The 13,554-nt window shown below is 49.4% G+C and carries 11 protein-coding genes; 7 read left to right on the forward strand and 4 right to left on the reverse strand.

The genetic code is table 11. From position 1 onward, the window contains the following. Positions 1-112 precede the first annotated feature (112 nt). Both OXN25_24035 and OXN25_24040 read left to right on the forward strand, forming a co-directional pair. Positions 113-838 carry an MOSC domain-containing protein gene (locus OXN25_24035; GenBank protein ID MDE0427939.1) on the forward strand — a complete coding sequence of 242 codons (726 nt, stop codon included), beginning with the start codon at positions 113-115 and terminating at the stop codon, positions 836-838. A gap of 23 nt (positions 839-861) precedes the next feature. Then, positions 862-1,593 (forward strand): glucosamine-6-phosphate deaminase, encoded by a 732-nt coding sequence (locus OXN25_24040; protein ID MDE0427940.1) that lies wholly within the window; start codon positions 862-864, stop codon positions 1,591-1,593. A 29-nt stretch (positions 1,594-1,622) separates the two neighbouring features. Here the strand turns inward: OXN25_24040 and OXN25_24045 are convergent, their stop codons facing one another. Next, the gene (locus OXN25_24045; protein MDE0427941.1) at positions 1,623-2,351 is read right to left on the reverse strand and encodes a hypothetical protein; all 729 of its coding nucleotides are present in this window, start codon (positions 2,349-2,351) and stop codon (positions 1,623-1,625) included. Positions 2,352-2,650: 299 nt separating this feature from the next. Here OXN25_24045 and OXN25_24050 point away from each other — a divergent pair, with 299 nt between their 5' ends. Next, complete coding sequence (locus tag OXN25_24050) at positions 2,651-3,712, forward strand: Gfo/Idh/MocA family oxidoreductase (protein MDE0427942.1); 1,062 nt, start codon at positions 2,651-2,653, stop codon at positions 3,710-3,712. Between the two features lie 25 nt (positions 3,713-3,737). Continuing rightward, on the forward strand, positions 3,738-4,640 hold the full coding sequence (locus OXN25_24055; GenBank protein MDE0427943.1) for a phytanoyl-CoA dioxygenase family protein: 903 nt from the start codon (positions 3,738-3,740) through the stop codon (positions 4,638-4,640). Here the strand turns inward: OXN25_24055 and OXN25_24060 are convergent. The 3 genes from OXN25_24060 to OXN25_24070 form a co-directional block, all read right to left on the reverse strand. Further along, positions 4,637-5,665, reverse strand: a complete 1,029-nt coding sequence (locus OXN25_24060; protein MDE0427944.1) for a Gfo/Idh/MocA family oxidoreductase — start codon at positions 5,663-5,665, stop codon at positions 4,637-4,639. The two genes, OXN25_24055 and OXN25_24060, sit on opposite strands and share 4 nt — an antisense overlap. 171 nt (positions 5,666-5,836) lie before the next feature. Next, positions 5,837-6,997 (reverse strand): Gfo/Idh/MocA family oxidoreductase, encoded by a 1,161-nt coding sequence (locus OXN25_24065; protein ID MDE0427945.1) that lies wholly within the window; start codon positions 6,995-6,997, stop codon positions 5,837-5,839. Positions 6,998-7,046: 49 nt separating this feature from the next. Then, entirely contained in the window at positions 7,047-8,096 is a 1,050-nt protein-coding gene (locus OXN25_24070; protein ID MDE0427946.1) for a sugar phosphate isomerase/epimerase, read from the reverse strand. 211 nt (positions 8,097-8,307) lie between these two features. On the opposite strand from OXN25_24070, the gene OXN25_24075 reads away from it, so the two are divergent. The 3 genes from OXN25_24075 to OXN25_24085 all read left to right on the forward strand — a co-directional run bounded on the left by OXN25_24075 (position 8,308) and on the right by OXN25_24085 (position 13,544). Continuing rightward, positions 8,308-9,153: an ABC transporter ATP-binding protein gene (locus OXN25_24075; GenBank protein ID MDE0427947.1), complete on the forward strand. Its 846-nt coding sequence runs from the start codon at positions 8,308-8,310 to the stop codon at positions 9,151-9,153. 4 nt (positions 9,154-9,157) lie between these two features. Beyond that, positions 9,158-9,964 (forward strand): ABC transporter permease, encoded by an 807-nt coding sequence (locus OXN25_24080; GenBank protein MDE0427948.1) that lies wholly within the window; start codon positions 9,158-9,160, stop codon positions 9,962-9,964. 310 nt (positions 9,965-10,274) lie between these two features. Continuing rightward, a complete protein-coding gene (locus tag OXN25_24085; GenBank protein MDE0427949.1) occupies positions 10,275-13,544 on the forward strand; it encodes a PDZ domain-containing protein in 3,270 nt (1,089 codons plus the stop codon). The last annotated feature ends 10 nt before the right edge of the window (positions 13,545-13,554 follow it).

Here is a 13,554-nt window from a genome sequence, read left to right on the forward strand (position 1 = left end):
GTTACTATTAATGACGCGATTTAAAAAGCCAAGTGTTGCATGACAGCAAAAAAGTATTATTTTCAGTTCTTTCTCTTGACACAACTTAAACAAATCCATATACTAAGATGACGTGAATTTAACACAAGAATCTATAATCGAGAATCAACACCTAATTACTGACAGCCAACAACCCATAACCATTATGAAGCTTTTATCTATAAACGTCTCAAAACCGAAACCTATCCAATACGGCGGCAAGACGATCCGTACCGGAATTTTCAAAGAGCCTGTATCAGGCACCGTTATGCTCAGAGAAAAGAACATTGACGGCGATGGACAGGGTGATCTCCGAGTACACGGCGGCACCTACAAAGCCATCTACGGGTACCCTTTTGAACATTATACCCACTGGCAGCAGGAATTGCAAAGAGACGACCTAACTTATGGACAGTTTGGGGAAAATCTCACTGTTGAAGGTCTGCTGGAAAAGGCAGTCCACATAGGCGATGTCTTTCAGGTAGGTTCAACCGTGAAATTACAGATTACCCAACCCCGTGTGCCTTGTTTCAAACTTGCTTACAAAATGGGACTCCCAGAGTTTCCCAAACAGTTTTTAGAGAGTCGGCGCGTCGGCTTCTATTTCCGGGTGCTTGAAGAAGGCGAGATCACCGCTGGCGATACAATTGCCTGCGTTGAGAGTCCCCCGGAATCGATGAGCATCACAGAAATAGTTAACCTACGCTATTTTGATACCGACAACCGCGAGAAAATCGCACAAGCCAGAAAACTCCCTGCCCTCTCGCCGAGTTGGAAGCGGGATTTTTGGCGTAGCTTGCAAGCCAAAAACTTGCTCTAAAAAAGTACGAAGATTCTAAACAAATGAATATCTTTAAAGCAACAACCAAACGCGAAACCAGCGAAGCCGCAGCACATCTCGCAAGTAAGAAACTTCGGGAAGCAATCACTGCGCGCGGACATGCCAGTTTCATCGTTGCCACTGGCGCGTCCCAATTTGACTTCCTCGCCGCACTCACCGCAGACAAAACGATTAATTGGGACAACACAACAATGTTCCATCTCGATGAATATATCGGCATTCCTGAAACGCATCCCGCCAGTTTTCGCAAGTATCTCCGAGAACGCCTCGTAGACATTGTTCATCCCGGAACGGTACATTTTCTGGATGGAGAAGCTGACGAACCGCAAGCCGAATGTGCCCGGCTCAATCAGATTATTTCGCAACATCAAATCGATGTAGCGTTCGTCGGTATCGGTGAGAATGGACACCTCGCCTTCAACGATCCGCCAGCGGATTTTAAGACAGAAGATCCTTATATCCTCGTCGAATTGGATGAGGCGTGTCGTCTCCAGCAGGTAGGGGAAGGGTGGTTCAAAGGACTTGATGAGGTGCCGACCCAAGCGATTTCAATGTCTATCCGACAGATTATAAAGGCACAAACAATCGTCTGTACTGTACCGGATGAACGGAAAGCAGAGGCAGTACGGAATTGCTTACACGGCGAGATAACACCGATGCAGCCCGCTTCAATCTTACAGACGCATCCAGACTGCTCGGTGTTTCTTGACGCTGGGTCGGCATCCTTGTTGTAGAGCGAGATTGGGAACCTCGCCGCTGTTATCTATTGCCACTTTTTGATTTGTCCCCAAGTGACAGCAAGTTTGTCTTCTGGCGCGACATCAAACGGAATCTGACCGAGGGCGTAGAGAATTGAACGATGAATCAGTTCCCAACCGTCCTCTGTCACCATCTGCCAACCGGTTGAATGGGGCCAGATGTTGACGTGTATCGCTTTCGTGGAGCCTTTGATTGTTTTCGCGCCTTCCTCATAGACAGAAATGGCGACCAAATCGTCGTTATCGGCACGCACGGCTAATATATCAATATCACCTTCAAAGCCACTACACGTCATGAGGGATGCCGCGGGTTTGCTGACTGTGATTTTGTCCTTGAAACCTTCGGTGATGGGGTGGTCGCTATTGACGATAGTCAAGTCGTCGCCTGCATCGGAGTTGAACGTTCCATCGGCTGCGAAACCCATATCGTCGTAGGTCCATGACTCTGCATTGACAACCGGGATGGCTGAATCTTTGTAAGCGTCGAGAATATTAGCACTCGAGGTTGATTCCGAGATGAAGACAAAATCGATGCCCGCGAGATTACCCGGATGCTTCGCTAAATGCTCGCGAAGTTCGATTTCATAACCCCAGTCCTCAAGGTAATCTACGAGCAAAACGTCCTTCGGATCGGGTTCACCAGAGCCAACGAGCAACAATTTTTCGCCTGCAGCAATAACCGTACCTGCAGCAAAAAGTAGCACAAGAACCGATAAGAAAAAGTAACGATACATGGTAAGGCTTTTCCTCCTCTTGGATTTTGTTTTAGGATGTGGTTAGTTTCAAATCAAACTTAGGTATACTCTATAGGAAGACACGAGAAATGTCAAGCCTTTTTAATCTGATCACAGGTCTATTTAGTTTTACATATTTACTTTATTTATGTGAACATTTTTCTTCTGTAGAAGCACGCTGTGCTCGCGATCTTGCGTCCAAATGTTAACTTATGCGAATCAAAACCGAGATTAGAACCGAAAACTAAACAGTCCTAATCTGATCAATAGAGTCATTCTAACAAAAATGGAGAGTCTGCATGAAGGATCCAATCAAAGTCGGAATCATTGGTGTCGGCGGGACAATCAGTAGTACAACTGTGATTCTCAATGGAGAACCGGGGGTCCAATTGGTTGCTTTGGCTGACTTAGACCCGGTTCGCAGGAAAAGAGTCTTGGGTGATATTAAGGGGGTTCGTGTTTTCGATGATTATCGACAGATGTTTGGTGCCTGCGACTTAGACGCAGTCTGCATCGGATTGCCTACATGGATGCACGCTCCCGTCTCACAAGAGGCAGTCGAACTTGGACTCCATGTCCTCTGCGAAAAACCACCCTCAAATGATGCATCCGAGCTGATACCGGTCACACAACTCGCCGAAAACAAAGGGCTCACCTATATGTTCGTCCGGCAGTCACGTTTTACCTCCTCGTTGATGGAAGGGCGCAGACTTGTGGAAGCCGGGGAACTCGGCGATGTGTATTACGCTGAAACTCGATGGATACGCACACGGTGGTGTTCTGCACGGGGATGGCGGCACGATAAGGCAAAGGGTGGCGGTGTCCTACTCGATCTCGGTATCCACGCCATTGACAATGTCTGGTTTATGATGGGATGCCCACGTCCTACAGAGGTTATGGCTGGACTCTATTGCACCTTTTCACATCTCGCACCACCTGAGCAAACCTACACCGCAGATGATGCGGCGTGCGGGTTTGTGCGCTTTGAAAATGGATGCACTTTACACTTTGCTGTCGCATTTTCCATGAATACCACGAACCGACACACCCCGACAGCTGGAAGCGATCTCGTCAAGAGTGAGACGCAGGAATTTCATCTCTATGGCACGAAGGCGGGACTTGAAAGCGGGAAGTTGTTGGTTGGTACACCTGACGGTGTTAAGGTCAAACCGATAAAAGCACCAGCACAAGAGGCAGATGAGATAACGCTTCAAGCACGAGAATTCATCCGAGCAATCCGGGACGGAGATGAACCACTCAATTCCGGTTCGCAAGCAGTGATGCTAATGCAAATGCTCGATGCAGCGATGAAATCCAGCGAAATCGGCAGTGCCATCGCAATTCAGCCCATCTCTTCATAACCGATTTTCATTTCGGAGGTTCGCAATGTCCACACAACGCAATTCAGAAGCACCTCAGCAAGGCGGACTCACCCCTCAGCAGAAGCAGCAATTCCACGACGACGGTTTTTTGTTTGTCCGAAACTTACTTCCAAACCAATCACTTCAACCTTTGATTGATGAGTTAGCACAATTCGTTGACGACGGTGCACAGGCGGCAGTCAAGCACGGAGTCCTCAATCCGTCAGACACTTATGATGACGAACGGTTTGAGACGCGACTCGCACTCGTATCAAATGCCTGTTCTGAACCCAACTGGGTTTGGAGCAACTATTTCCGCGACCAGAAAATCCGAACCGCCGGGATGTTTACACTCAGAACGGCCCCCGCGCTCCTTGATGTCGTCGAGTCGCTCATCGGTGGTGAAATCTTGGCACACCCACAGTTTAATTTTCGCGCCAAAATGCCGAACCAAGACATTACAGTTATCCCGTGGCATCAGGATTTGGCGTATCTTATACCCGAAGAGGCGGGTGATACATTAGTCGTAAATGTTTGGCTGCCACTCGTTCGTGCAACCGAGGAAAACGGATGTATGCAGGTCATCCGCGGCTCACACCGTTTCGACCTAATTAATCACAACTTCCAAGATCAAACCCCAGGGCATACCGGCGGTAAAGGCATCAGCGATATAGAACTACCCCCCGGCGATATTGTCACCGCAGAACTTGATGTTGGGGATGTGTTGCTAACGAGTGAACGGGTTGTCCATCGCGGACTTCCCAACCGTGCCAATACCGTCCGTTGGAGCGTTGACACGCGCTATAGCCAAATCGGTCTGCCGACAGGTCGAGAGAGCGTTCCCGGTTTCATCGCTCGGAGTCGTGAGAATCCTAAGAACATTGCCAAGTCTCATCACGATTGGAATCAACTTTTTGCGTCAAACTAAACGTCTCCGAACTTTTTCCGAAACAGTGCCACAGTATCATGGTCAGGATGGTTCGGAAGCGCAGCCGGTGCTTCCCAGTCTTCAGGGACATCTGTTAATCTCACAGGCTTGCCGTCGTTTTCCAAAACCGATTTCCAGCCCGCGAGGAATACATTCGTTTTTTGCAAAATTTCCGCAAAGGTTTGGGGCATCTCGTTGTGCAGTGCCATATTCTGAAACGCCCAAATCGTCGGCACCCAGATCTCCGTCTTGTCGAACGGGTAACCTGTGCCAGTGTAAATCTTAAAATTCTCACCACCGTAGGCTTCCTGTGTATGAATCTGCACCGTTCCCCATGAACCGCTTACTTGATGGAGTGTGCCATAGAACTGCCGTCCACTGCTATCTATGTGCTCAAGCGTAATGACACCGGGTGGACTATGCCAACTGTCCGCTTGATACGCTACGGATACGACCGGATTTCCCGCCGCCGCTATCGCCTTGCAAACCATATAGACACCGTGAATCCCGTGTGTCGGATAGTCGTCAAACGAATTCGTCGCAGTATAACAGACGATTTGTTTGTCGCTTGCCCACGCCTTGGCACGCGAAATAGCATCATTGTGCTCATGGCTCGATGGCGCAAGGATTGTCGCACCGTGCTTTTGCGCCAGTTCAATCATCTGCTCCGCTTTAGCAAGAGAGTTAGCAAATGGTCGATTAATAAGGTTTGGCAACCCCGCTTCGAGATACGGTTCATGGAGAATATGGTTCCACGGGTGGTTGTAGTAGCCGCCAGAAATCACGCCGTCTACCTTCCCCAGCATATCGTCAAAATTTTTAACAACTTCGCAATCGTAAGGCGCAGAGACCTCTTGCGCTTTCTCGTATTCAATATCCCAACAGTGGGTAATCCGCATCCCTGTGAACGGCGTATCTTTTTCACCCGGACGCGGGTTGATATGCGGTGCCCACAACGGCATGTGCGAATACGATGCAACGTTCAGAAACCCGACGCGGAAAGGTTCAAAGTTAGATGCTTGCATAGTTCTCTTCCTTTATGAATTCCCGGTTTGTAGTAGGGCAATTCATTGCCCATTTCTTCGGCCTATAGATACCCGGACAATCGCTGGCGAGGTTTCCTAACCTCACCCGAATGCGCGTCCCATCTCTCTTTTCTGACTGCTGACTGCTGATTGCTAACCGCTAACAACCATTTACATCGAAACCCAAGTCGAACCGTTCTCACAAGACTCAACCGCTTTGTAAATGAACTGCATCCCCCGCAATCCATCGTAGACCGTCGGAAAATCGTAAGCCTCGGTTTCCATAGGCTCGCCGTCAATGTAGCGTCGGATCGCTTCGACAACGCCGACGTAAATAGTTGCAAACGCCTCCAAGTAGCCTTCCGGGTGTCCAGTCGGAATACGTGCCCCTGCTGCCGCTGCGTCGGAGAGATACCCCTGACCGCGCGTAAGCGTCTGTCTCGGTTCACCATAGCGATAGAGTTCAAGGTAATTCGGATTCTCTTGTGCCCATTTTACCGCGCCCTGTTCAGCGTAGACGCGGAGCGTGAGTCCATTTTCCTCGCCAGTGGCGACCTGACTTATGCTTAAAACGCCTTTTCCGCCCCCCTTAAAACGGAGTAGGGCATTGACATCCTCATCCAGCACCCTATCAGGAAGGAAAGTACTTTTGTCAGCACAAAGTTCGACAATCGGATCCCCTGTGACGTATTCAAGCAGGTTCACGCAGTGTGTGCCAACATCGCCCATCGTGCCGCCGATACCTGACTGTGCAGGATCAACCCGCCACGCTGCTTGCTTCTGACCGAGTTTCTCGTGTGGAACCATCAAAAAGTCCTGAAGATATTCGACAATAACCTTACGAATTTGTCCCATTGAGCCTTCAGCAAACAACGCACGCGCATGCCGCACGAGCGGATGTCCTGTATAATTATGGGTCAACCCAAAGACAAGCCCCGAATCTTCAACGAGTTGGACAAGTGCCTCAGCTTCCTCAAGACTGTAAGTCATCGGTTTATCACAAACAATGTGAAAACCCGCGTCCAAAAATGTTTTTGCAATCTCAAAATGTGAGATATTTGGCGTGACAATACTCACGAAGTCGATGCGCTCATCTTCAGGAAGCCTCGCTTCCGCTGCCGCCATCTCTGCGTAACTGTCATAACAACGATTTGGATTGAGATACAACTCCGCACCCGTGATTTGTGTGTTTTCCGGGTCACGCGAGAAACAGCCAGCGACGACCTCAATTTGTTGATCGAGCGTCGCGGCGATGCGGTGCACGCCGCCGATAAACGCGCCTTGTCCACCGCCTACCATACCCATCCGTAATTTTCGTTTCCAAGATTCCATAAGGTCTTACTCCAATTCATTATCAAGGACTTAAAAACTAACAACCGCCTCAATTCAAGCCGAGAATATCCCGATTCCGTGCTGTGTCGGTCTCACCGCCTGCAAAGTCATCGAAGGCGACATCTGTCGTTTCAATGATATGTTTCGCAATAAACGGGGCACCTTCCGCGGCACCCTGCTCTGGACTTTTGACACAACATTCCCATTCCAGCACCGCCCAGCTGTCATAACCCGCTTCGGTGAGCAGTGTGAACACTTGTGTGAAATCCACCTGTCCGTCACCGAGCGAACGGAATCTCCCTGCGCGTCCAGCCCATGATTGATAACCGCCGTAAACCCCAACGCGACCGGTCGGGCGGAATTCAGCATCTTTAACGTGGAAACCTTTAATCCGTTCGTTGTAAAGTCGGATAAAATCAATATAATCGAGTTGTTGAAGAAGGAAATGACTCGGATCGTAGTTCAGACAAGCAGCCGGATGGTCGTTCGTATAATCAAGGAACATCTCATAAGTTGCACCGTCGTAAATGTCCGAACCTGGGTGGAGTTCGTAAGCAAAAACCTGACCGTTATCGTGTGCCAGATCCAGCAAAGGCGACCATCGTGCAGCGAGTTCCTTGAACGCTTCTTCGATGATCCCATCGGGACGTTGTGGCCACGGATAGACGGTCTGCCACGCGAAACCCCCTGAAAGCACAGGGATAACATCCAGTCCCATATTTACTGAGGCGTGGATACATTTCGTCAATTCACCTGCTGCCCACGCCGTTCTTTCGTCACCACGCAAACCGGGTGGATGGAACGCCTCAAACATAACTTCGTATGCCGGATGCATCGCTAAGACCTGTCCAGCGAGATAGCCTGCCACCTCCGTCGCTTCGAGTCCTATTTCATTGAGTGTTCCTTTTAATTCATCACAATAGGTTTTAGATTCCGCAGCTTTTCCGATGTCAAGAACCCGTTCATCCCAATTGGGAAGTTGAACACCCTTGTATCCTAAACTCGCCACCCATCTCCCAATATTTTCCAATGTATTGTATGGTGCTTCATCCCGCATGAATTGCGCGAGAAAAATAGCTGGACCTTTGATTTTCGGCATTATTCCTCCTTGCCATTTTTCTGTTCAAGTCTTTTTCGTCCAGTAGGAGCGACCTCCTACTGAAAACCGATAACTGACAACTGATAACCAATTCAAATTGGTGAAAAATAAATTACCAAATCTTCGCCGACTTTGGGTATAATAATATATAAAAGCCAATACGAAATGTCAAGGATTTTGGAAACTGTTCAGTTAAGTGAAAGGAAAAGGTGTGGAACAACCTATCTACGGATTAGCTGTTCGCGCGGTGACAAAACATTTTCACCGGAACAAGCGGACGAAAAATAAAATACATTTTCATCAGAAGATTCGCCAGATATTCAAGCCAGAGAAAGAGATTGTCCGTGCAGTTGACGACATCTCCTTGGAGGTGAACATCGGAGAGATCTATGGGATTCTTGGGGCAAACGGCTCTGGGAAATCGACCTTAATTCGTCTCATTTCAACGCTCCTTATTCCCGATGCTGGGAGTATTCACGTCTTTGGAGATGACGTTGTAACGGATAGCCTGAAAGTGAGACAAGTCATGAACCGTGTCTCCGTTGAAGCCTCCTTCTTCAAACGTCTCTCTTCAGCAGAAAACCTCATTTACGCCGCCCGTCTCTACGGTATTCCTGCGCCCGAAGCCGAGCGAAAGGCAAAGCAGATTTTGGAAAGACTCGGTTTCGACGCGAATCGGATGAACGAGGAAATGGAGCACCTATCGCGCGGCATGCAACAGAAAGTCGCTATTGCCCGTGCCCTACTCACGACTCCCATGCTCCTCCTGCTCGATGAACCCACGACTGGGCTTGATCCCAAATCCAAGCGCGATGTCCAAGCCTTTATTGAGGAGATCCGTCAAGAACGGAATGCCGTCATCGTACTAACAACACATGATATGGCAGAGGCTGAGAGGTTGTGTGACAAGATCGCAATTATTGACAAGGGAAAGTTTATCGCAGAGGGTACCGTTGCGGAACTCATCGCTAACGCACCCTCGCAGAACGGCGCCCCCGCAACATTGGAAGATGTCTTTATTGCCCTAACCGGCAAAGCGATTGAAGAGGAAGACTAAAACCGTGCTTAATCTCATCCGGGAGACTGTTGTCTCTTACGCCTTCATTGAACGCAACTTTAATCTTGTAAAACGCTATCTCAGTTGGGAAATCCTCTTTTTCAGTTACTCTATCGTTAACGCCCTAACAATTGGCTTGATTATGGTAGGACGCGGCAGCAGTGAGGATGTACTTTATCTCGTCATCGGCGCATTAATCTGGGGATTTCTCTCTGTTATGATGCGTGAGGTAAGCGACGCAATTACGTGGGAACGCTGGGAAGGCACGATCGAGTATACCTTTATGGCACCGATTTACCGCATCACACACTTAGTCGGTTCCTGTCTCTTTGCAATTATATACGGATTACTGCGGACAGGTTTAGTGCTGGCGATAATGCCATTCTTTTTTGGTGAACATATCAACTTGGGAAACGCGAATTGGTTGACGATGGCTCTGACTGTCCTCATCTCCAGTCTCTCTTTCATCGGTATCGGTCTGATGGCAGCAATTTTCCCTTTACTTTCACCAGAAAAAGGGCAAGCTGCAACCGGCATTATCCAATCTTTATTGCTCTTAGTCTCCGGTATCTACTATGAAATTGAGGTGTTACCAGAATGGCTGCAACCGATTTCCAAAATATCGCCTGCTACTTATACACTCAGATCAATTCGTGCGGCGATCCTTGATAATGCATCGGTTGAGAGCCAGGTGGGCAATTTATTATTGTTGTTCGTCATTGGCGTGCTGCTTATTCCGTTCGGATTTTGGATCTTCCATCTCGGTGAAAAGTATGCCAAACGCGTCGGTAGGCTTAAAAGAAGTGGGTAGATGCCTAATACCCACCCTATGCTTAACTCGGTTCAGAGCAACCTTGAATCCTGCTATAAGTGTTATCTGTAAGATTTTGTAGCGCAAACTGTTAGTTTGCGTCCTTAGAGTCCCAATTTGAAGCCACCCAGTCCCTTTTATAGTAGATTCTAAAAATAAGTTTACACTATAAGCGAAAACCCACGCCCCGCTGGCGAGGTTTTGCAGCGTACTCGCTCAAATGCGATGTGCATTCCAACCTCGCCACTGTAAAGTTAATTATGGGTTCCACTATAACTGTTAACTGATAACTATTAACACGGAGGAGTTAATGTCAGGATATTACAGATTTCCAACAATTTGTCAAGATACCATTGTTTTTGTATGTGAAGATGATTTATGGACAGTTTCAATCAACGGCGGTGTTGCCCGCCGTCTTACCTCGAATCTCGGTGCGGCGAGTTCTCCATGCTTATCACCAGATGGCGAACTGCTCGCTTTTTCGGGACGTGAAGAAGGCCCCTCAGAGGTCTATGTGATGCCAGCCCTCGGTGGCGAAGCGAAGCGGCTCACCTATCAAGGTAGCAACGCCGCCATCGTCAACTGGGATCCCCAAGGCAAACATATCCTCTATGCGAGCGGTGCCGGTTTGGCGTTCGATCCGTGGATATGGAAGATTTCACCAGAAGGCGGTGAACCGCAACGTCTCTCTTATGGTCCCGCCAATCACATTGACTTCGGCGATGCAGGCGGTGTGATCATCGGTCGATTGACACGGGAACCCGCACGCTGGAAACGTTATAGAGGCGGCACAGCCGGACAACTCTGGGTGGATATTGAAGGGGATGGACAGTTCCAACCGCTTTCACCTGTTGACAGCAATTTCACGACACCTATGTGGATTGGCGAGCGTCTCTATTTTATCTCTGACCACGAAGGCGTTGGGAATATCTATTCCTGCCTCCCAAACGGCGAGGACGTTCAGCGCCACACGCATCAGGATACCTACTACGCCCGTTCAGCGCAAACGGATGGAACTCACATCGTCTACCATGCCGGTGCAGACCTGTTTGTTTATAACATCGAAAACAACACTGATACTCGTGTTGATGTGGACTTCCGCAGCCCTCGCATTCAGAGACAACGAAAGTTCGTTAGTGCATCAAGATACTTGCGAGAGTACGCACTCATCCCAGACGGGCACGCATTGGCTTTGACAGTCCGAGGCAAACCTTTCACAATGGCGAATTGGGAAGGCGCAGCTCTCCAGCACGGCGAGCGGCGTGGCGCACGTTACCGCTTTACAAAGTGGCTCAACGACGGAAAACGTCTCGTTACTCTCTCCGATGTTGGTGGAGAAGAAGCACTTGAAATCCATACTCGCGATGGCAGCGCAGAGGTGGTTCGACTTGACGCACTTGACTTCGGACATGTCCGTTCTCTTGAAGTTTCTCCGCAAACGAAAGACGACAAAAACGACTGTTTGCTGCTAATCAACAACCGTTTTGAGCTGCTGCACATTGATCTCGAAACGCAGGAGATGCGGGTGCTTGATAAAAGTCACTATCAGAACATCCAAGGCGCAGTGTGGTCCCCTGATGGCGAATGGTGCGCCTATAGTTTTCCATCGACAGAAACCACGCGATCCATCAAACTCTGCAAAATCGAAACAGGTGAGACGTGGCTTGTTACCCAACCCGAATTCAGCGATTTCTCACCCGCATGGGATCCCGATGGAAAGTACCTCTATTTCCTCTCTTATCGCGAATTCAATCCAGTCTACGATGCGCTCCATTTTGATCTCGGTTTTCCTTCAGCGATGCGCCCCATGCTGATAACCTTACAGAAAACTTTAGGCAACCCGTTTGTGCCGGAACCGCGTCCGCTTGAAGAGGAGAAGGAAGATAAGAACAAGGATAACGAAAAAGAGCAAGGTGAAACATCCGACGAGAAGGATGAAAAGTCTGAGAAAGAGAGTAAACCCATCACCATAGATCTGGACGGAATTTCGCAACGCGTCGTCGCCTTTCCCTATCCGAGAGGGCATTATGGACAGATTGCTGGTATTGAGGGCAAAGCGGTTTTTACGTCCTATCCTTCACGAGAGGTGTCGGGTCCTTTTGATGATGGCGACAATAGGGCAAGAGGTACACTCCACGCCTACGATTTCAAGGAGCAGAAAAAGGAGACACTCGTTTCGGGTATTGACGATTTCCAAATCTCGCGCGACGGAAAAACACTTGTGTATTCCAGTGGGAGTCGATTGCGTGTTATCAAAGCTGGCAAGAAAGCAGAAGGCGACTCGAAATCTGGGAGTAGAGGCAGTCCGAGTCGCCAGAACGGATGGATTGATCTCAACCGTATCAAAGCCTCCGTCGTCCCCACAGCCGAGTGGCATCAGATGTATCGAGAGGCGTGGCGGCTTCAACGGGATTACTTCTGGACGGAGGATATGTCAGGCGTGGATTGGGAACAGGTCTATCAACGCTACCTCCCGCTACTTGACCGGATTGCCACGCGCGGCGAATTTTCTGACCTTATGTGGGAGATGCAGGGTGAACTCGGCACCTCACACGCCTATGAATTTGGCGGCGATTATCGCAGTTCACCGAATTACGCACAAGGATTTCTCGGTGCTGACTTCGTTTATGATGCTGAGAACGGCGGATACCGGATTACGCACATTCCGCAAGGCGATGCATGGGAGGCAGCAAAAGATTCAGCACTGAATGCCCCGGGGATTAACGTCGGCAAAGGGGATATCCTGCTTGCTATCGGTGGACAAAGCGTCAGTGAAACCGTCTCACCCGGTGAACTCCTTGTGAACCTTGCAAACCAGGAGGTACAAGCCACCTTCCAAAACGCAGAAGACAGCGAAAAACGGTCTGTCACGCTCAAAGTCCTACGGAGCGAAAGGGAGTTACGGTATCGCGAGTGGGTCTCCCGGAATCGGCAGTACGTCCACGAAAAAACGGACGGCAAAGTCGGATATGTCCATATTCCCGACATGTCGCGACGCGGGTATGCGGAATTTCACCGCGGCTATCTCGCCGAAGTGAGTTATCCCGGCTTACTTGTTGATGTGCGTTATAATGGCGGAGGGCATGTTTCGCAGCTCCTGTTAGAGAAGTTATCCCGTCGACGGATTGGATATGACATTCCGCGTTGGGGAGCACCGCACCCCTATCCAGATGCGTCAGTCCTCGGTCCGATGGTAGCCGTCACCAACGAAAACGCAGGCTCTGACGGCGACATCTTCTCACACTGTTTCAAGCTCATGGAGTTAGGACTGCTGATCGGAAAACGAACGTGGGGTGGCGTTATCGGTATCTCGCCGCATCAGATGTTTGTGGATAGAGGCGGAACAACGCAACCCGAGTATTCGTTCTGGTTCGTTGATGTCGGTTGGAGCGTTGAGAACTACGGCACCGACCCCGATATCGAGGTAGACTATCGTCCACAGGACTACACCACCGAAGCCGATCCACAGCTCGATAGGGCAATAGAGGAACTCCTCCGACAGATGGAAGAGAACCCACCCGAAGTCCCAGATTTCGGCGACCGGCCCCGTTTAACATTGCCAACGCTGCCGAAAGCGTGATAAGATGTAT

The organism is Candidatus Poribacteria bacterium (genome assembly GCA_028820845.1).
In the GTDB taxonomy this organism is placed as follows: Bacteria; Poribacteria; WGA-4E; order WGA-4E; family WGA-3G; genus WGA-3G.